Annotated in this window: 17 protein-coding genes and 1 rRNA gene; 9 read left to right on the forward strand and 9 right to left on the reverse strand. The window is 61.8% G+C overall.

Annotated features, from left to right (window positions below):
* Nucleotide 1: 1 nt before the first annotated feature.
* The 6 genes from bioA to GCN75_RS25220 all read right to left on the reverse strand — a co-directional run bounded on the left by bioA (nucleotide 2) and on the right by GCN75_RS25220 (nucleotide 7119).
* The gene (bioA, locus tag GCN75_RS25195; protein ID WP_152284824.1) at nucleotides 2-1330 is read right to left on the reverse strand and encodes an adenosylmethionine--8-amino-7-oxononanoate transaminase; all 1329 of its coding nucleotides are present in this window, start codon (nucleotides 1328-1330) and stop codon (nucleotides 2-4) included.
* A 46-nt stretch (nucleotides 1331-1376) separates the two neighbouring features.
* Nucleotides 1377-2165 carry an enoyl-CoA hydratase/isomerase family protein gene (locus tag GCN75_RS25200; protein WP_152284825.1) on the reverse strand — a complete coding sequence of 263 codons (789 nt, stop codon included), beginning with the start codon at nucleotides 2163-2165 and terminating at the stop codon, nucleotides 1377-1379.
* Between the two features lie 22 nt (nucleotides 2166-2187).
* Nucleotides 2188-3810 (reverse strand): carboxyl transferase domain-containing protein, encoded by a 1623-nt coding sequence (locus GCN75_RS25205; RefSeq protein ID WP_099403917.1) that lies wholly within the window; start codon nucleotides 3808-3810, stop codon nucleotides 2188-2190.
* A 40-nt stretch (nucleotides 3811-3850) separates the two neighbouring features.
* Entirely contained in the window at nucleotides 3851-4303 is a 453-nt protein-coding gene (locus tag GCN75_RS25210; RefSeq protein ID WP_152284826.1) for a YchJ family protein, read from the reverse strand.
* A 92-nt stretch (nucleotides 4304-4395) separates the two neighbouring features.
* Nucleotides 4396-5682, reverse strand: coding sequence for a D-amino acid dehydrogenase (locus GCN75_RS25215; RefSeq protein WP_152284827.1), 1287 nt, complete (start codon nucleotides 5680-5682; stop codon nucleotides 4396-4398).
* A gap of 81 nt (nucleotides 5683-5763) precedes the next feature.
* Nucleotides 5764-7119, reverse strand: a complete 1356-nt coding sequence (locus GCN75_RS25220; protein WP_226941562.1) for a serine hydrolase domain-containing protein — start codon at nucleotides 7117-7119, stop codon at nucleotides 5764-5766.
* Between the two features lie 227 nt (nucleotides 7120-7346).
* Between GCN75_RS25220 and GCN75_RS25225 the strand changes: the two genes are divergently transcribed.
* A complete protein-coding gene (locus tag GCN75_RS25225; RefSeq protein WP_152258956.1) occupies nucleotides 7347-8087 on the forward strand; it encodes a GntR family transcriptional regulator in 741 nt (246 codons plus the stop codon).
* A 2-nt stretch (nucleotides 8088-8089) separates the two neighbouring features.
* Here GCN75_RS25225 and GCN75_RS25230 read toward each other — a convergent pair whose 3' ends face one another.
* Nucleotides 8090-9223: a nuclear transport factor 2 family protein gene (locus tag GCN75_RS25230; protein ID WP_152284828.1), complete on the reverse strand. Its 1134-nt coding sequence runs from the start codon at nucleotides 9221-9223 to the stop codon at nucleotides 8090-8092.
* 143 nt (nucleotides 9224-9366) lie between these two features.
* A complete protein-coding gene (locus tag GCN75_RS25235; RefSeq protein WP_152284829.1) occupies nucleotides 9367-10554 on the reverse strand; it encodes a helix-turn-helix transcriptional regulator in 1188 nt (395 codons plus the stop codon).
* Between the two features lie 57 nt (nucleotides 10555-10611).
* On the opposite strand from GCN75_RS25235, the gene GCN75_RS25240 reads away from it, so the two are divergent.
* The 7 genes from GCN75_RS25240 (at nucleotide 10612) to GCN75_RS25270 (ending at nucleotide 18073) form a co-directional block, all read left to right on the forward strand.
* On the forward strand, nucleotides 10612-11493 hold the full coding sequence (locus GCN75_RS25240; RefSeq protein ID WP_152284830.1) for an N-acetylmuramic acid 6-phosphate etherase: 882 nt from the start codon (nucleotides 10612-10614) through the stop codon (nucleotides 11491-11493).
* A 45-nt stretch (nucleotides 11494-11538) separates the two neighbouring features.
* Nucleotides 11539-12849 carry an MFS transporter gene (locus GCN75_RS25245; RefSeq protein WP_152284831.1) on the forward strand — a complete coding sequence of 437 codons (1311 nt, stop codon included), beginning with the start codon at nucleotides 11539-11541 and terminating at the stop codon, nucleotides 12847-12849.
* A 90-nt stretch (nucleotides 12850-12939) separates the two neighbouring features.
* Nucleotides 12940-14601 (forward strand): glycoside hydrolase family 10 protein, encoded by a 1662-nt coding sequence (locus tag GCN75_RS25250; protein ID WP_152284832.1) that lies wholly within the window; start codon nucleotides 12940-12942, stop codon nucleotides 14599-14601.
* A gap of 93 nt (nucleotides 14602-14694) precedes the next feature.
* Nucleotides 14695-15642: a BadF/BadG/BcrA/BcrD ATPase family protein gene (locus GCN75_RS25255; protein ID WP_226941563.1), complete on the forward strand. Its 948-nt coding sequence runs from the start codon at nucleotides 14695-14697 to the stop codon at nucleotides 15640-15642.
* Between the two features lie 30 nt (nucleotides 15643-15672).
* Nucleotides 15673-16473: an N-acetylmuramoyl-L-alanine amidase gene (locus GCN75_RS25260; RefSeq protein WP_152284834.1), complete on the forward strand. Its 801-nt coding sequence runs from the start codon at nucleotides 15673-15675 to the stop codon at nucleotides 16471-16473.
* An 83-nt stretch (nucleotides 16474-16556) separates the two neighbouring features.
* On the forward strand, nucleotides 16557-17459 hold the full coding sequence (locus tag GCN75_RS25265) for a LysR family transcriptional regulator (RefSeq protein WP_034782805.1): 903 nt from the start codon (nucleotides 16557-16559) through the stop codon (nucleotides 17457-17459).
* Complete coding sequence (locus GCN75_RS25270) at nucleotides 17459-18073, forward strand: M15 family metallopeptidase (protein WP_152284835.1); 615 nt, start codon at nucleotides 17459-17461, stop codon at nucleotides 18071-18073. The genes GCN75_RS25265 and GCN75_RS25270 overlap by 1 nt, the downstream gene beginning before the upstream one ends.
* On the opposite strand, the gene GCN75_RS25275 is transcribed toward GCN75_RS25270, so the two are convergent.
* Nucleotides 18074-19453: a sodium-dependent transporter gene (locus GCN75_RS25275; RefSeq protein ID WP_152284836.1), complete on the reverse strand. Its 1380-nt coding sequence runs from the start codon at nucleotides 19451-19453 to the stop codon at nucleotides 18074-18076.
* Nucleotides 19454-19939: 486 nt separating this feature from the next.
* Between GCN75_RS25275 and GCN75_RS25280 the strand changes: the two genes are divergently transcribed.
* A 16S ribosomal RNA gene (locus tag GCN75_RS25280) occupies nucleotides 19940-20048 on the forward strand; the annotation flags it as partial.

Consider the following 20048-nt stretch of genomic DNA (forward strand, 5'->3'; position numbering starts at 1 on the left):
CTCAGGCCCCGATCACATGATTGAAGACGGCCAGGGTCTGCTGGCCCAGGCCCGCGATTTCTGCGTCGTCGAGGATGTACGGCGGCATCAGGTAGACGGTGGAGCCGATGGGACGCATCAACAGTTCGTGTTCCAGCGCCGTGCTGAAGAAGCGGCGCGAGAAATCGGGCGCCGCATCGACGGCGTCAAACGCCCAGATCATGCCCTGCTGGCGGAAATTGTGTACTTTTTCATGCTGCGCCAGCGGCGCCAGCGCTTGCGTGATTTTGGCGGCGCGCACCCGGTTGGCCGCCAGCACATCGTCTTCCTCGAAGATGGAGAGCGTCGCCAGCGCCGCGCGGCAGGCCAGCGGGTTGCCCGTGTACGAGTGCGAATGCAGGAAGCCGCGGCGCACGTCGGTGCTGTAGAACGCCTGGTAGATGTCTTCGCGCGTCATCACCAGCGACAGGGGCAGGTAGCCGCCGCTGATGCCTTTCGACAGGCAGACGAAGTCGGGCCAGATGCCGGCCTGTTCGCAGGCAAAGAAAGTGCCCGTGCGGCCGCAGCCGACGGCGATTTCATCGAGGATCAGGTGCACTTGGTAGCGGTCGCACAGGGCGCGCACCAGCGACAGGTACAGCGGGTCGTGCATGGCCATGCCGGTGGCGCATTGGACCAATGGTTCGATGATGATGGCGGCGATTTTTTCGGATTTTTGCTGGAACAGGCGTTCTACGTCGGCGGCCGCGCGGCGCGCCACGTCCTGCGCCGTTTCGCCTTCGGCCGCCTGGCGGAAGTCGGGCGACATCACCGTCTGCGTTGCCCGCAGCAAGGGGCCATAGGCATCCTTGAACAGCGCCACGTCCGTGACGGCCAGGGCGCCGATGGTTTCGCCGTGGTAGCTGCCTTTCAAGCAGACGAATTCCTGCTTGTCGCCCTTGCCGCTGTTGCGCCACGCGTGAAAGCTCATTTTCAGGGCGATTTCCACGGCCGAGGCGCCGTCGGACGCATAAAAACTGTGACCGAGCACGCCGCCGGTCAATGCGGAGAGTTTTTCCGACAGCTCGATCACGGGTTCATGCGTGAAACCGGCCAGCATCGCGTGTTCCAGCCGGTCCAGCTGGTCCTTCAGTTCCGCATTGATGCGGGGATTCGCGTGGCCGAACAGGTTCACCCACCAGGAGCTGATGGCGTCCAGGTAGCGTCGGCCTTCGTGGTCGTACAGCCAGGCGCCGCGGCCATGGCTGACGGGGATGAGGGGAACCGTCTCGTGATGCTGCATTTGCGTGCACGGATGCCACACGCTGCGCAGACTGCGTTCGACCCAGCCCGATTGTTTTTCTGCTTTCAAAACTGCTCCAATGAATATTCTTGGTCCATGAGCTCTGGACTATTAACTAGCCCATGAGCCAACTCGGCTTGCGCTTGTCGAGGAACGATTGCACGCCTTCGCGTCCCTGCTCCGAGGCGCGGATCTGCGCGATGCGCTCGGCGGTGTCCGCCAGCAGCGCATCGTCGACGGGTTGGCCGACGATTTCGCGCACCAGCGTTTTCGCTTGCGCCACGGCGTGCGGGCTGTTGCCCGTCAGCGCTTTCAGCACTTCGGCGGTTTTCGCGTCCAGTGCGTCGCCAGCGACTACCTCGTGGGCAAAGCCGATGCGCAGCGCCTCTTGCGCGGAGAATCGCTCCGCGGTCAGGAAATAGCGGCGTGCCGCGTTTTCGCCCATGGCCTTGATGACATACGGTGAAATAGTGGCGGGAATCAGTCCCAGCCGCACTTCGCTCAGGCAGAAATGCACGTCTTCCGCAGCCAGAATGATATCGCATGCGGCGACGAGGCCCATGCCGCCCGCATAACAGTCGCCTTGGATCTTCGCCACGACGGGTTTCGGACACAGGTAAATCGTGCGCAGCATCTGCGCCAGCTGCAGCGCGTCGGCCTGGTTTTCGGCATGCGTGTAGCCTGCCATCTTCTTCATCCAGTTCAGGTCCGCGCCGGCGCAGAAAGCGGCGCCGTTCGCCGCCAGCACGATGGCGCGCACCATGTCGCTGCGTCCCAGGCCCTCGAAGGCGCGCGCCAGTTCGGCGATGGTCGTCTCGTTGAAGGCGTTGCGCACGTCGGGGCGGTTCAGGGTCACGGTGGCGACATTGCCCTCGATGACCAGTTTTAAGGTTTCAAATTCCATGGTTTTCTCCCTTGCCTGCCGATTACATGCGGAATACGCCGAACTTCGTGTCCGGGATTTCCGCGTTGAGCGCGGCCGACAGGCCCAGGCCCAGCACCATGCGGGTGTCGGCCGGGTCGATCACGCCGTCGTCCCACAGGCGCGCGGTGGCATAGTACGGGTGGCCCTGGTGTTCATATTGATCCTTGATCGGCTGCTTGAAGGCCGCTTCCTCGTCCGCGCTCCATGCGCCGCCCTTGCCTTCGATGCCGTCGCGCTTGACGGTGGCCAGCACGGACGCGGCCTGGTCGCCGCCCATGACGGAAATGCGCGCATTGGGCCACATCCACATGAAGCGGGGCGAAAACGCGCGGCCGCACATGCCGTAGTTGCCGGCGCCGAAGCTGCCGCCGATGATGACCGTGAACTTCGGCACGGCGGCCGTCGCCACGGCCGTGACCATCTTGGCGCCATTGCGTGCGATGCCCTCGTTTTCGTATTTGCGGCCCACCATGAAGCCCGTGATGTTTTGCAGGAAGACGAGCGGGATCTTGCGCTGGCAGCACAATTCGATGAAATGCGTGCCTTTCAGGGCCGACTCGGAGAACAAAATGCCGTTGTTGGCGATGATGCCGACTTTGACGCCATAGATGTGCGCGAAGCCGCAGATCAGGGTGGTGCCGTAGCGGGCCTTGAATTCGTCGAAATCGCTGCCGTCGACGATGCGCGCGATCACTTCCCTCACGTCGAACGGCTTGCGCGTATCGACGGGAATCACGCCATACAGTTCCTGCGTCGGGTATTTGGGCTCGACGGATGCGCGCAAGTCCATCTGCTGCGGTTTTTTGCGGTTCAGGTTTGAGACGATGGTGCGCGCCAGCGACAGTGCATGCAGGTCGTTCTGCGCCAGGTGGTCGACCACGCCGGACAAACGCGTGTGCACGTCGCCGCCGCCCAGGTCTTCGGCCGTCACCACTTCACCGGTGGCCGCTTTCACCAGCGGCGGGCCGCCGAGGAAAATCGTGCCCTGTTCCTTGACGATGATCGATTCGTCGCTCATGGCCGGCACATAGGCGCCGCCGGCCGTGCAAGAACCCATCACCACGGCGATTTGCGGGATGCCCTTGGCCGACAGGTTCGCCTGGTTGTAGAAGATGCGGCCGAAATGGTCGCGGTCGGGGAAGACGTCGTCCTGGTTCGGCAGGTTGGCGCCGCCCGAGTCGACCAGGTAGATGCACGGCAGGTTGTTCTGGTCGGCGATTTCCTGGGCGCGCAAATGCTTTTTCACCGTCATCGGGTAGTAGGTGCCGCCCTTGACGGTGGCGTCGTTGCAGACGATGACGCATTCCTGGCCCGAGACCCTGCCGATGCCCGTAATGATGCCGGCGGATGGCGCCGCATCGACGCCTTTGGCGTCCTGGTACATGGCGTAGGCCGCCATCTGGGAAAACTCGAGGAAGGGCGTGCCGGGATCGAGCAGCATCTGCACGCGGTCGCGCGGCAGCAGCTTGCCGCGCGCCAAGTGCTTGGCAGCGGCTGCCTCGCCGCCGCCGGCCGCGATTTTCTCGACCTTGTCGCGCAGATCGTCGACGATGGCTTGCATGGCCGCGGCATTGGCCTTGAAATCTTCACTGCGCGGATTGAGTTTGCTTTCGATATGCGGCATTGCGGTTCCTTTTTATTATCGCCCGGTCTCTCGGGTCGCGCTATTCGGGAAAACTGCCGTCGAGATAAAACCAGCGCAGGGCGCCATCGCCGCGCTGGTCCGCCTCGCGCACGAAGCGGCTCACTTCATGCAGACGGTGCGCGCGGCCGTTGACCTTGTAGCGGGCCACGAATTCCACGCTGTCGCGGTATATCTCTTCGGCTTGATCTGCTGATTCTGCTTTACGTTGACGTAAACGTAAAGCAGATTTTACCTCAAGTCCCAGCCAGTGGACTTTTTCTTCGTCGGCAAACAAGGCGTCGGCGGGACAGGTGCTGGCGTGCCAGGTGGCGCGCAGATACGCTTCATCGCGCAAGGTAAACGCCGTGTAGCGCGAGCGCATCAGGGTTTCGGCCGTGGGCGGCACGGCATCGCCCGCAATATACGGGCCGCAGCAGCTGGCGTAGGAGGCGCCGCCACAGGGGCAGGCGGCAGATTTCGGGGGTGTGGGCATGCGCTGGCTATCAGGAACGGAAAAAGGGAACAGGAAAGTTCCGCAATTATCCGCCATAACGGCGGCGCCGGTCGCCGCCGCTGCCCGTCCGCCTATTTGCGCGGGCTGAGGAAGTCCAGCGCGAACGGCGGCGCCTTGCTGGCCATGAGATCGGCCAGGATGCGCGCCGTGCCGGCGGCAAAGGTAAAGCCCAGCGGGCCATGGCCCACGTTCAGCCACAGGTTCGCGTATTTGCTGGCGCCCACCAGCGGCGCGCTGTTCGGCGTGGCGGGGCGCAGGCCGGCCCAGGCCGTGGCCTGGTCGTAATCGGCGCCGTGCGGCATGGCTTCGCGCGCCAGTCGCGTCAGGCCGGCGATGCGGCCCCAGTCGATGCTGTTGTCGGCACCCACCATGTCGACCATGGCGGCCACGCGCAGGTCGCCCTTGATGCGCGCATACAGCACCTTGCGTTCGAAATCCGTGATGCTGATCTCGGGCGCCTGGTCTTGCGCGCGGATGGGCGCCGTCAGGCTGTAGCCTTTCAGCGGATACAGGGGCAGGTAGATCCCTGCCGTGGCGGCCAGGTCGCGGCTCTGGATGCCGGCCGCCAGCACATAGTGATCTGCCTGCAGCAGGCCCAGGCTGGTGTCGACGCCCGTGATCCTGCCCTTGTGCGTGACGAGGCGACGCGCCTCGCCTTTCAGCAGGAGCGAACAGTTCGGATGCTGGAGCAGGCGCGCTTCCAGCGCCAGGCAAAAGGCGTGGCAATCGGCCACTGCCTCGCCCTGCGTGAAAATGCCGCCGGCCAGGGCGCCCTGCAGGGCCGCCAGTGCCGGTTCGCGCTGCACGGCTTCAGACGGCGACAGGACGAGGCGCGCCTCTTCCGATTCCGGCCGCGCCACGGCCCGCTGAAAGATGGCGGGCGTGCGATAGACGATGAGCTTGCCCGCATCGCGCCAGGCATATGCTTCCGGCGGCACCGTCAATTCCAGCTGGGCCATGCCGGCGCGGCTCAGTTCGCCCAATTGCAGCAGCTTGGCCGTCGTGCGCGCATTGCTGGCGCTGTTGCAATTGCGTAAGAAACTGGCCATCCAGCGCCATTGGCGCCAGTCCGCTTCGGGACGGAAGCGCAGCGGGCCGTCTTTCTGCAGCAGCCATTGCAGGGCCTTGAAGGGGACGCCCGCATCGGCCAGCGGCGCCACATAGCGGTAGCTGAGCTGGCCGCCATTGCGGTAGCTGGCGGCAATCGCCACTTGTTCGTTGCGTTCCAGTACAGTGACCTTGTAGCCGGCCTCGGCCAGCCACCAGGCCGATGTCAGACCGACGATGCCGCCGCCGATGATGATGACTTGTTGCTGCATGTTGCCTCGCTGCGTTGCGCTCCCATGGTGCGGGAGCATTCGGGAAGAGCTTAGAGGCTGGCCGCCAACGCAGCCAATGAAACATCATGGTGCAGCCATAACTTTCAGGAATGCACCATTTCAATGCAAGGACTGCTTGTTGGCAATCGCACCACGGTAGAGCGCGGTGAGTATCCGTTCCTCGCTGCGCCCCATGGCGGAGTACGTGCCCGCATGCTGCGCGGGATCGCTGCCCGTGCCGCCCACCAGCATCACCATGCCATTCCGGTTCTTGAAATCGAGCACGAAGGCGGACACCAGGCCATACGCATCGCCCAGGTGGCCCACGGCCGTGAAGCTGGCGCCCTCGGCCAGGCCATTGCCCTGCCCCGCCACCGCATCGAACTGCTGGTTGCCCAGGCCCCAGGCGCGGTACAGGCCCCGCTCGCTGTCGCCGTTGCCGCCATCGGGCGCCAGTTGCCATTGCCGGCCAAACATCAGGGCGATGCTGGCTGGCTGCAATAGTTGCTTGCCCTGATGGCGGCCGCCATCGAGCAGCATCTGCATGACCTTGCCCAGCCCCGCGGCGGAGATGCGCAAGCCGCCCGTGGGACTGAAGACGGTGGCGTTGCTGCCGATCGCATAGTGCGCCAGGCCGGCCGGCGCGTCGGGCGCGCGGGCGTGAAAATCGTCGGCCTGGGCGATCCAGGGACCTGCCGGCTGCCACACTTCCGTGTCCAGCGTGCGCTTGCGGTACAGGGTGGCCGTATTGGCCACCTCGTCCGCGGAGAAGGCGGCCGGGTTGTAGCCGCCGCGCACATCGAGGGGATCGAGCAGCAGGCGCCGCATCAGCAAGTCGAAGCGCTCGCCCGTGACCTTTTCCATCACGGTGCCGATCACGCCCCAGTTCAGGTTGGCATACGTGAAATAGCGGCCCGGCGCCGCGGCTGCATCCCACATGAGGTCGCCGCCAGCCGTAAACACGTCGCGCAGGCTGCGCTCGGGACCCCAGGCATAGCCGCCCGCGTCGCGCAAGGAAGAAGTGTGGCTGAGCAGGCTGCGCAGGGTCAGCGGCTGCTGGGGAAAGTGCGGGTTGCGCAGGGAAAAGCCCAGGTAGACGCCCACGTCCTGGTCCAGGCTCAGCTTGCCCTGCTCGACCAGGCGCATCAGGCCCAGCGTGGTCATCATCTTCGAGACGGAAGCGATGCGGAACAGGGTGGCCGGCGTCACGGGCAAGCTGTCCGCCGGCGTGGCGCCCATGTGCCGGTAGCCGAATTGCTGCTGATACGACACCTTGCCCTGGCGGATGGCCAGCACGGACAGGCTGGCCAGCGGGTGGGCCGGGTCGTCGACGATGGCGGCCAGCGTGGCGTCGAGCGTGCGCGGCTGGCCGTCCGGCCCCGTCGTGTCGGCGCCGCTGCCGGGCGGTGCGGCCAGCGCGGTCCAGGTTGTGCCCAGTAGCAGCAAGCCCAGCAAGCCCGTCATTTTATTGTGCATGTTTCCCTGTGTCGCAGTGTGGTGGAGGCGCCACCAGCATAGGCCGGGATGGTTTGCGACGCTAATGAAAATTGCTTATTTATCTATAATGCAAAGCTATACGTACGGTAAAACATTGTTTTTTTAAGTGTATAACCGTTATTTATGGTCATTTTCCATTTATTCATGGGTGGACGGGCTACGCGCAGGCGCCATCGCTATTACACTAGGAGGACAAGGAGAACTGTATGAGCCAGACCAGCGTAGAACTCAAGGTCGATTTAAATGACAATTCGCCTTTATATATGCAGATCGCCCGCAAGCTGAGCGATGACGTACGCAACGGCCGCTACCAGGTAGACCAGGCCCTGCCATCCGAACGTACCCTGTCCGAACTGCTCGACGTATCGCGCGTGACTGCCCGCAAGGCCATCGATCAATTGGTCGAGCAAGGCCTCGTCGTGCGCCGCCGTGGGTCGGGCAACTATATTGCCCCGCGCATCGAGCAGCCGCTGTCGAACCTGTCGAGCTTTTCCGAGCAGCTGCAGCAGCGCGGCTACCGCCCCGGTTCGCGCTGGCTCAAGCGCGATGTGGTCATCGCCAGCAGCGATGAACAGCTGAGCCTGGGCCTAGCGCAGAACACGAAAGTGGCGCGCCTGGAGCGCTTGCGCCTGGCCGACGACGTGGTGATGGCGTATGAAGTGAGCGTGCTGCCGTTCAGCGTGGTGTCGGACCCGGGCGCCGTGGGCGATTCCCTGTACGAATACTTGAGCAGTATCAAGAAGGCGCCCGTGCGCGCCTTGCAGCACATCCGCGCCATGAATGCGACGGACGTGCTGGCCAAGCAGCTGGGCATCCCCGATGGGCAGGCCGTGCTGTTTATCACGCGCATCGCCTACCTGGAATCGGGCGAAGCGGTGGAACTCACGCATTCGTATTGCCGCAGCGATCATTACGACTTCGTGGCCGAAATGCGCCGCGCGCCGTAAATTTATTGCTCGATCAGGCGGATCATGGATTCCGCCACGCCAACGGACGATTCCCAGCTCATGCCCGTCACCAGCCGGCCATCGACCTCGACGTGAATCTTGCCGTTGGCGCCGTGCCTGAAGATGCCGCCATGGCCCTTGATGCTGGCTTCTGCCGAAAAGGGATAGGCCTTGTATACCGGCGATTCCTTGTTGAGAAACGCATCGGGGAACGAGGTGAGCACCTTGCCCTGGATCAGGAAGGTACCGTCACGTAGCTTCAGATTCTTGATGCCCTCGGTGCCATGGCAGATGGCCGCGATCACCCCACCCTGTTGTTCGTAGATACGCAAGGCGATGTCCTGCAGCGCCTTGTTTTCCGGGATGCCGACGATGGCCGCGCCGCCGCCGACGAAGGCCATGCCCGCATAGTCGTTTGCCTTGATCTCGGAGACGGGCTTGGTATGGGCCAGTGCCCACATGAAATCACTGTCGTACAGATGCTTCTTGAGCAACTCGTCCGACGTGACGATCATTTCCAGGGGAATGGCGCCGCCCTCGGGACTGACGAAGTCGACGGTATACCCTGCTTTGCGAAATGCATCATAGGTATAGGCCAGTTCGGGAAAATTATTGCCTGCGTTAACCTTTGTACCGGGATATTGATGCACATTCGACACCACCAGCAGCACCTTGCGTGCCTGGCGCGGGGCTGCGGGCTCGCGATCTGCCGACTTGCTGACGATCTTCCAGTTGCCGGCGATCTTTTTCAACAGAAACACATCCACATAGCGGACCCCTTGTTGGGGTATGTGGATCTCGGCCTTGGCGGTGGCCACCTTGCCGCTCACATCGATCTTGATCAAGCGTCCGTGGCGCCCATTGAATTGCATTGCTTTCTCTTTGGAAAAGAGTTTGGCGTATTCGGGACCGCTCAACTCCCATTCCGCATCGTTTTTACCGTCCAGGTAAAGGCGGGAGCTTGCATAAAAGGCCTGGTTGATCTCCTCCTGTACGTTGAAGCTGGTGCCATGCAGATACAGGCGCACGGTCTCCCGGATGGCATTTTCGTCCTGGTCTACGGTTGCGGCGGTGCCGGCAGCGGTGATGCTTAACAAGCAACAGGCGAGTACCGTTCGCAATAAAAACTGAATCATGGCTATACCTTCGAATGAAGAATGACGTTTATCGGAGCAACGACCGATGCTGGTCGCTGGTGCTCGATAATTTATCGAAGTGCCGGGGAATTGATGTCGCCAAACATGATTTCAGACTCCGGAATGGCGATTCCGGAGTGGTTTTACGCGGAAATGGCCCTGGCCGCCTGGCCAGATTGGGCGCGGAAGCTGGCGGGAGTCTGGCCAGTCACTTTCTTGAAGGTCGAGTAGAAGGTGGAACTGGAATTGAACCCGCAGCGCTCGGCGACGGTATCCATGTTCAATTGCGGCTCGTCGCTCAATACCTGTTTCGCTTCGGCGATGCGGTATTCGTTGATGTAGGTAGTGAAGCTCTTGCCCAGCTTGTCGTTCAGTACCTGCGACACCTGCGCCTGCGTGCATCCCGCCCGCTTGGCAAGTTGGGCCAGGGTCAGATTCGGATTCAGATAGGATTGCTGCCCGCTCATCTGTTGTTCCAGCGCAGCGAGCACGGCAAGCGTATCTTCGTGCGCCAGGCGGTTATTCTGGTACTTCTGCCTGGGCTCGGATGGCGTCAGGCTTTCCTTTCTCAGCAGAAAGACCATGACCGCCACATGCAGCGAGAAGGTGAATGACAAGGCGCCGACAATATAAGACGTGAACGGCGTGCTCGCGTACGCCGCCAGCATGATACAGCTGCCTGCAAAGACGCTCAGCAGGAGCACGCTGCTGGTCGCCATCCGCTGTCCCTCGTTCCACCATGCGCGGCGGCTTTGCCAGAGCAGCCTGGCGGTTGCCAGCAGGTAGCCTAGCCAGAACACATGAATGGCATGGCTCGACAGGTCCCACACCGAACGGTACGCGGAATACGGAAAGGCAACGCCTATCCCGATCAGCAGGAAGGACAAGCCCAGATGCCAGCGCCATTGTTGTCCAGCAGGCCGTTGCGCGAGCCCGGCGATGAAAGCGCGCGCATAGAGATAGGTCAAGGGACCGATCAGCAGACAGGCCGACAGGCCCAGCTGGCGGAATTCGATGGCGATCGCCGGGTTGAAGTAGAGGAAGGCGGATTTGGCGGTGCGCACCCCGACGGCAAGCAGCAAGGCGCCCAGCATGCAGTCGGCCAGGCAGCGGGGCCGGCGGCTGAAAAAATAGACGGCCAGGAAAATGCCGTTGATGGCGCCAAGGGCGCTAAACAGGAACAGCAATTGGCGAGCGATCATGGGCGTGTCGTGGATGTTGGCGTCGAGCTGAAGTATAGACACAAACGGCACCGTATCGAAGTACAAGTAATACACCACGTTCCTGCACCAGCCATAAACTCCCGTTATGCCCGCCTGCCATCCTTTCATGGTTGATCCCGCTCGTTGGTATTAAACTGGTTTCACCTTCAACCATGTTCGAAAATCATGTTGAAAACTGAAACCCCGAGCCGGCGGCATCCGGATCTGGATCTGTATCCGGTGGAGCAACTGGTGGCGGCGCTGGTCGACGACCAGTTCTGGGCCGTCGAAGCCGTGCGGCTGGCGTCGCCGCAGATCGGGGCGGCCATCACGGCTGCCCTGCCCCGCATCGCTGCCGGCGGACGCCTGCTGTACGTGGGCGCTGGCACGTCGGGACGCCTGGGCGTGCTCGACAGCGTTGAATTGAATCCCACGTTTTCCTGGCCGCCCGAGCGGGCCGTCGCCATCCTGGCTGGCGGCGCGGGCGCCATGTTCACTGCCGTCGAAGGGGCGGAAGATGATTTAGCGCAAGGCGAAAAGGATTTGCTGGCCCTGCAGCCGCAAGTCAATGACGTGGCGATCCTGCTGGCCGCGTCCGGCGCCACGCCGTATGTGCTGGGTGCGCTGCTGGCCGCGCGCAAGGCCGGCGCCCTGACCATCGGCATCGCCAACAATGTGGACGCTCCCGTGGCGCACGAGGCGCACTGCGGTATCGTGCTCGATACGGGCACGGAAGTCATTTCCGGCAGCACCCGCCTGAAAGCGGGCACGGCGCAAAAAATCACCCTGAACACGATTTCCAGTGCCTTGATGGTGGGTTTGCATAAAACTTACGGAAACTTGATGGTAGACTTGAAGCCGACCAACGCCAAGCTGATCTGGCGGGCGGTGCGTCTGACCATGCATGCCACCGGCGCCAGCGAAGTGCAGGCCAGGACCGTGCTGGAGCAATGCCAATTTCACGTCAAGGTGGCAATTGTTGCCTTGATCAAAAAAATCAACACAAACCAGGCACAGGCATTGTTGGCCGGCGCGGACGGCAGTGTGCGGGCGGCACTGGCGGCGTGATCCGATGGCGCGGCATTCTTCTGTCTGGGAGACCAAGAAGGATGTATGGAGCTTGTGAAACAAACCGCCCCGGCGCGCGCGAATAAGCCGTCAAATAAGCCGTGGCTGTGGATCCCCTCCCTGTATTTCGGCCAGGGTATCCCCTATGTCGTGGTCATGACCTTGTCCGTGATCATGTACAAGAACTACGGCTTTTCCAATACGGATATCGCGCTGTATACGAGCTGGTTGTACTTGCCCTGGGTCATCAAGCCCCTGTGGTCGCCCTTCATCGACATGTACCGCACCAAGCGTTTCTGGATCGTCGGCTTGCAGCTGGTGATCGGCGCCGCGCTGGCGCTGGTGGCCCTGACGACGTCCCTGCCCCATTTTTTCCAGATCAGCCTGGCCATCTTCTGGCTGATGGCGTTCAGTTCTGCCACGCATGATATTGCCGCCGACGGCTTTTATATGCTGGGCCTGGAAGAGCACCAGCAGGCCGCCTTCGTGGGCGTGCGCAGCACGTTTTATCGCCTGGCCATGATCGCGGGCCAGGGCGGCCTCGTGTATCTGGCCGGCTATCTGACGCATGCGACGGGCAATGTGCAGCTGGCCTGGTCCGTCGTGTTCGCCATTCTGGCGGGCCTGTTCATCGCCCTCTTCCTGTACCACTATTTCATTTTGCCCAAGCCCAAGGATGACCGGCCCAGCATCCAGGATGCCGGCGTGTCTCCGCTGCAAGAGTTCGTCGCCACGTTTGCCGCCTTCTTCAAGAAGAAGGATATCCTGGTCATCCTGGGCTTTTTGCTGCTGTTCCGCCTTGGTGAGGCGCAATTGCTGAAACTGGCCGCGCCCTTCCTGCTCGACCCCGTCGCCAAGGGCGGCCTGGGCCTCAGTACCGAGGATGTGGGTCTCGTCTACGGCACCATCGGCGTGATCGCCCTGACCCTGGGCGGCTTGCTGGGCGGATTCATCATCTCTCGCTTCGGCTTGAAACGCTGCCTGTGGATCATGGTGCTGTCCGTCCACTTGCCCGACCTGGTCTTCGTCTACCTGGCCACGGCCTTGCCTAGCAGCATCTACGTGATCGCCGGTGGCATTGCGTTGGAGCAATTCGGCTATGGCTTCGGCTTCGCCTCGTACATGCTGTACATGATCATGGTGTCCGATGGCGCGCATAAAACGGCCCACTACGCCATCTGCACGGGCTTCATGGCCCTGGGCATGATGTTGCCGGGCATGGCCAGCGGCTGGATCCAGCAAATGCTCGGCTACCAAAACTTCTTCATCTGGGTGTGCATCGCCACCATTCCCGCTTTCATCATGGCCGCGCTGGTCAAGATCGATCCCGAATTCGGCAAGAAGGCCAAGGCCTGATTCTTTTGAACTGTGCGCCCGCAAGGATGGCGGGCGCACAGTAAAATGCCCCACCGATAGACCTGCGCTCCACCACTGCAAGGAATTGTTTTGTTGTCTACTTTTAAAAAACGCCTGGGCGCCAGCGCCGGCGTGCTGGCCGCGCTGGCCACCGCCACATTGCTCAGCAGCTGTACCAGCACCAAGATGCCTTCCGCCGTGACGCCAGGAGAAGCGGGCTTGCCGGCCGTGCCGCCCGTGCAGCACATCACGGGCGAAGTGCCGCCGCCGGCGCCGCGCGAGTTCCGCGCCGCCTGGGTGTCGACGGTGGCCAATATCGACTGGCCCAGCCGCAGCAATTTGCCGGTCGCCAAGCAGCAAGCGGAAGCGCTGGCTATCCTCGACCGCGCCAAGTCCTTGAATCTGAACGCGATTGTGCTGCAGGTGCGGCCCAGCGCCGACACGATTTATCCTTCGCAGCTGGAGCCGTGGTCGGAGTATCTGACCGGCAAGCAAGGCCAGCCGCCATTGCCCCTGTATGATCCGCTGGCCTTTTGGGTGGCCCAGGCGCATGCGCGCGGCCTGGAACTGCACGCCTGGTTCAATCCCTACCGGGCCCGCCACGCGACGGCCAAGTCGCCGCTGGCACGCGACAGTTTTGCGTCCACCAACCCGGCGTCCGTCAAGCAATACGGCCGCTACCTGTGGATGGACCCGGGCGATGCCGCCGCCTCCAAGCATACGACAGACGTGGTGCTGGACGTGGTGCGTCGCTACGATATCGATGGCGTGCACATCGACGATTACTTTTATCCATATCCGATCGACGCGCCTGGCGCCGGCGCCGGCGCGGAAACGGCCGCGCTGGACGCGGGCAGTGGCGGCGCCAAGCGCGAACTGCCGTTTCCCGATGAGCCTTCCTGGCAGCAATATCTGCTGGCCGGTGGTCAGCTGGACCGTGCTTCCTGGCGCCGCCAGAACGTCAACCAGCTGATTGAAGCCTTGTATACAGGCATCCACCGCGAGAAGAGCTGGGTGCGTTTCGGCATCAGCCCGTTCGGCATCGGCCGTCCGGACCGCCGGCCTGCCGGCATCGTCGGCTTCAGCCAGTACGACAAATTGTATGCGGATGCGGAACTGTGGCTGGCCAAGGGCTGGCTCGATTACCTGTCGCCGCAGCTGTACTGGCCCGTGGCGCAGGCACCGCAAGCGTTTGGCGTGCTGCTCGACTACTGGCTGGCGCAAAATCCGTATGGCCGCCACGTGTGGCCGGGTCTATATACGAGCCGGATCGACAATTCCGCCAAGTCCTTCACGCCGCAAGAGATCATCAAGCAGATCGAAGTGACGCGCACGCGCCCCGGCGCGAATGGCCAGGTGCATTTCAGCATGGTGCCGCTGATGCAGAACCGCAAGGGTGTCAGCGACCAGCTCAAGGCAACCGTGTATCAAAGCCCGGCCCTGATTCCCGCCACGCCGTGGCTGGGCAAGGAGGCGCCCGCTACGCCCGTGCTGGCCTTGCGCCGCGATTCCACCAGCCTGAACGTCAAATTGGCGGCGGGCGGCGGCAAACCCGTGGCGCAGTACGCCGTCTGGGCCCGCTACGGCGAAGACTGGCGTTTTACGGTGGTCACGGGCGTGCAAGGCGAGCTGACCCTGGTCGATGATGCCACTGGCAAAGTCAATGCGGTAGTCGTCAGCGCCGTGGACCGTCTCGGCAATGAAAGCCCCCGCGTCACCGTGCGCGAACCGTTTACGACGGTTGCCAAGTAACTTTGCCGTATCACCGGTAGTCCATAACCTGCAGGCATGAAACATGCGCAAGCTTTCATGCCTGCAAGCCCAGCTTGGCTTTACACTCATGCCATGATTTCCTTCCCTACAGCCAATAATGCAGCGCCCGTGCTGGGCCTGGGCATCGACGCGGGCGGCACGCAGACGCGCTGGGCCCTGGCCACCGTGGACGGCGCCATCGTGGCCGACGGCGCCGTGGAAGGCTTGTCTGCCTTGCAAATGAGCAGCGATGCGGGCCGCGCAGCCGTGCACGCCACGTTTACCAAGCTGTGCCGTGCCGTGCTGGCCATCGGCCAGCCCCGTGCCGTGGTGGCGGGCTTGACGGGTTTCGGCGGCGACGATGCGGCGCTGGCGCCCATGCTGGCAGAATTGCTGGCGCTGGACGCCAGCAACGTGCGCTTGGGCAACGATATCGACATCGCTTATCGCGACAGTTTTGAACCTGGACAAGGTTATCTGGTCTACGCTGGCACGGGGTCGATTGCTGCCTGGATCGATGCGGATGGCGTGTTTCACCGCGCGGGCGGGCGTGGCGTGCTGCTCGACGACGGCGGTGGCGGCTACTGGATCGCGCGCGAAGCCTTGCGCCACATCTGGCGCGGTGAAGACGAGGCGCCCGGTAGCTGGCAAGGCTCGCCCATGGCCCAGGCCGTGTTTGCGCAACTGGGCGGCAGCGACTGGTCTCTGTCGCGCGCCTTCATGTATGGCCAGGACCGGGGCGCCATCGGCCGGCTGGCCCTGGCCGTGGCCGCCAGTGCGGACGCCGACCCGCTGGCGCTGGACATCTTGCAGCGTGCGGGACAGGAACTGGCGCGCTTGGCGCTGGCCCTGACGGCGCGCTACGGTCCCCGTCCCGTGGTGCTGGCGGGCCGCGCGGCGCAATTGCACCCGGCCATCGCGGCAGCCATGCGCGCCGCTTTGCCTGTATCGTTGACGATGGAGCAAAAAGTTGCTCGTTCGCATGAGGCAGCGGCCAAGCTGGCAGCGAGGACGGCCAGCTTGTATGCTGGCAAAGACTGACTATTTTATTAACCCGAACACGGATCTTTCATGAAAAAAATCGCCCTCGCCCTGCTGGTGGCCCTGCTTTCCGCCTGTACCACGCCCGCGCCGCATCTCGACCATAGCTTGAGCGCGCGCAGCCAGAGCCCGCGCGTGAAATTCATCGTCATCCATTACACGGTCAGCGACCTACCCCGCTCGATCAAGATTCTGACGGAACAAGTGGTCAGCAGCCATTATTTGCTGACCGACACGGACAAGCCGAAGTTTTACGTGCTGGTCGACGAATCGCGCCAGGCCAATCACGCGGGTGTGAGTAATTGGAAGACGTATACACAGTTGAATGTCAGTTCGATCGGCATCGAGATTGTCAACCCAGGCTACAAGGACACGCCGGAAGGCCGCCTCTGGTATCCATTCCCGCAGGCACAGATCGATGAGCTGATTCCCCTGTTGAAAGATATCCAGGCCCGCTACAACATCGCGCCGGAAAATATCCTGGGCCACAACGAGATCGCCCCGCAGCGCAAGCAGGACCCGGGCCCGTTGTTCCCATGGCGCCAGCTGGCCGATGCGGGCCTGATCGTGTGGCCGGACGCCAACCGTGTCGCCACGCAGCGCCTCATTTTTGATCAGCAGGTGCCGGACGCCGTCTGGTTCCAGAAAAAACTGGCCCAGCATGGCTATGCCACGCCGACTACGGGCGTGTTCGACGAAGCGACGCGCAATGTGCTGATCGCTTTCCAGATGAAATACCGCAACAAGCTGTTCGACGGCACGCCCGATGGCGAAACGGCGGCCCTGCTGGAAGTGCTGACGACACCGGCCCCGGCTGTTGCAACAAAGTAGCACGACCGTTCCAGCCCATGACTTTTTCTTATATGCTGAACGTGGACGGCCCTGGTGGCCACGGCAAGGTAAAGGAATAGCTCATGCGGCTGCGTCATATCGAAGTATTTCACGCCATCATGCAAGTTGGCACCATCAGCGGTGCGGCCCAGGTGCTGCATATCTCGCAGCCGGCCGTGACCAAGGTCTTGCAGCACTGCGAGTTGCAACTGGGCATGCCGCTATTCGAGCGCGTGCGGGGCAAGCTGTATCCGAAGCCCGAGGCGCACCGTTTGTTTGTCGAGACGGAAAAACTCAACCGCGATTTATTGGGCATCCGCCGCCTGGCAGCCAGCCTGAAGGGCCATGCGGTGGAAACCATCCGCCTGGTGTCCACGCCGACGATCGCCATCAGCGTCTTGCCGTTCGCCATGACGGAGTGGCGGCGCGACTTTCCCCATACGCGTTGCCAGCTGGCTACCCACCACACGGGCGAGATCGTTAATACCCTGCGTCTGGGTGAAGCGGACCTGGCCGTGTCGCTGCAAGACCCGCGTCATCCGGGCATCGTGGCCGAACCGATTGCGCAAGGCGTCATGACGGTGATCGCGCCTGCCGGCACCTGGCATGCGGCCGATTGCGGCACGCCGTTGACGGCGCATGGCCTCAATGGCGAGCTGATCGGCCATGCGGACAACGATCCGCTGGGCGAACTGGTGGTGGCCGCCTGCGAGGCGCAGGACATTCACCCCGTGTTTTCCACCGTGGTGCAGACCTATCAAATTGCCCGTTCCCTGGTGGAAGCGGGCGCCGGCATGGCCGTGGTCGACCCATTCACGGCTGCGTCCGGTTCACCCGAGCGGTTGCAGCGCCGGCCTTGGGCGCCCACGATACCGATTCAACTGTATTTATTGACGGCGAGCCACTCGCCACTGTCGCATGGCGCGCGGCGCCTGGCCGACAGCATCGGCGTGGCGGCACGCAATTGCCTGGAAAGAGGAGTCTGATGTCTGTTGCAAGTTTGCAATTGGAAGCGGTCGGCAGCGATCCGCAATTTCGCCACCTGAGCAGCATCGCTGGCATTGCCATCGATTTGCGCTACGCCACGCCCGACAATTTCGTGGGCCGCGACTTATACAGCCCCATCGATTGCGCCTGGCTGCACCGCGATGCGGCTGCCGCGCTGGAACAGGCCGTGGCCTGGCTGAGGCAGCATCGCCCCGATCATCATTTATTGGTGCTCGACGCCTTGCGTCCGCAGCGGGTGCAGCAGCAATTGTGGGACGCGCTGCAGGGAACGGAGCTGCTTGGCTATATCGCGGAACCGTCGCGCGGTTCGATTCACTCGTTCGGCATGGCGCTCGACATCACCATCGTGGGCCCCGACGGACAGGAGCTGGATATGGGCACGGGTTTTGACGACCTGAGTGAGCGCTCGCACCCGGCACTGGAGCTGGCTTTGCTGGAAAAGGGGGAAATTACGGAGGAGCAAGTAGCGCATCGCCGATTGCTGCGCGACGCCATGTTTCAGGCGGGCTTCTTTGGCATCAACAGCGAATGGTGGCATTTCGATTGCGGCGACCGGGTGCTGGTGCGCCAGACCTACACCCGGGTACTCTGATCAGAAGACCTGTAAACCTTTCAGCATCACGATCAGGATCAGCACGGGCGAGACAAAGCGCAGCAGGAACAGCAGCACATGCGCCAAGGTTTTATTTTGCAACTGGCCGTGATTGCTGATCGCTTCGATGAAATGCTGCTTGCCCCAGGCCCAGCCTGTAAACAAGGCAATCGCAATGCCGCCCACGGGAAGGAAGATATTCGACGAGACAAAGTCGAACAGATCAAACATATTCAAATTGAACAGCTTGAAATCGGCCAGGCTGCTGTTACTGAGGGCGCACACGGAACCGAGCACGGCCAGCAGCAGCATGGTCACGATGGTGGACTTGGTGCGCGTCCAACCGAAGCGTTCATGGAAAATTACCACGGGCACTTCCATCAGCGACAGCATCGCGCCCGTGGCGGCCACGGCGGCCAGGATGAAGAACACCACCATCAAAGCTTGTCCCATGGGAATTTGCGAAAACACGGCGGGGATGGTGATGAACACCAGCGACGGCCCCGCACTGGGGGCGAAGCCAAACGTGAACACAGCGGGAAAGATGGCGATGCCGGCCAGCATTGATACACCAAGGTCGGCCGCCATCACGCGCAAGGTGGTCACGGGGATATTCTGGTCATCACGGAAATAGCTGCCGTAGGTCATCATCGTGCCCATGCCGACAGACAATTTGAAGAAGGCCAGGCCCATGGCCGTCAGCACGACGGACGCCGTCAGCTTGGAAAAATCGGGACGGAACAGAAACGCCAGGCCTTCGCCCGCTTTATCGAGCGACAGGCTGACCGCACAGAGCAGCAACAGCAGCAGGAACAGCAGCGGCATCAGTTTCTTGGCGATCGCTTCGATGCCCTTGGTTACGCCCAGCATCAAGATGCCGCCAATAAATAGCAGCACGCCCCATTGCCAGAACAGCGATTGCCAAGGATTGCTGATCAGGGAGGCGAAGGCCGCTTCCGTCACCAGCTTGTCGCTGCTGAGGATGGAGCCGTCGATGGCCTTGGCGATATAGGCAAACACCCAGCCCACCACTTCCGAATAGAACGCGACGATCAGGAAGGCGGCGACCATGCCGATGACGCCGACCAGCCACCAGGGCTTGCCCTTCGGTGCCAGCTGTTCCATGGTGGAAATCGGATTGACCTTGGCGCGGCGCCCCAGGGTGATTTCCGCGATCATCACGGGCAGTCCTACTAATAAGGTAGCGAGCAGATAGATGAGCAGGAAGCCGGCGCCGCCATTGGCACCCGTCAGGTATGGGAATTTCCAGATATTGCCGAGACCGACTGCGGAACCGAGGGTGGCGGCGAGCACGCCGAAGCCAGTGGTAAAGCCAGCTCGTTTCAGGGTCAGGCCTGATCCTTGAGCTTGTTGTTTCATGGTGAATCTTCTATGGATGGACGCGGATTTGCGCTGAGGGGGCGAAATTGTAGCAGCTGGCCGCAAATACCCCGGAAAAGCCTTGCTTCTACAGGGGCGCTTTGCTATAGTTCGCCTCCCCAACGAGACGCACTAGTTTGCGGCACAAAAGGGACAGTCTTCCGGGGCTGGGTAGTAAAAAGAAGGAGTTGACGATTGTGCTGAAATGCTTCATACTCTTCCTTCTTCGCAGCTGACAAACACAACGCTTTGTCGATAGCGCGAAAGCAGTAACCGAATACAGTTCTTTAACAATTAACAGTCGATAAGTGTGGACATTTGATGTCAGTGCAGCAGCGATCTTCGGATTGCTGTAATACTTAAAATATCAAATGTTCACAAGAAATAATGAAATAGGATACTTCTTCGGAAGTAGCCTGTCAGTTTTTTGAGTGAGCGACCCATCAGCAATGATGGTGCCGGTAAAACGGCAAAGTAACAGAGATTAAACTGAAGAGTTTGATCCTGGCTCAGATTGAACGCTGGCGGCATGCCTTACACATGCAAGTCGAACGGCAGCACGGAGCTTGCTCTGGTGGCGAGTGGCGAACGGGTG

The sequence above is a fragment of the Janthinobacterium violaceinigrum genome, from assembly GCF_009208555.1.
Lineage (GTDB): Bacteria > Pseudomonadota > Gammaproteobacteria > Burkholderiales > Burkholderiaceae_D > Janthinobacterium > Janthinobacterium violaceinigrum.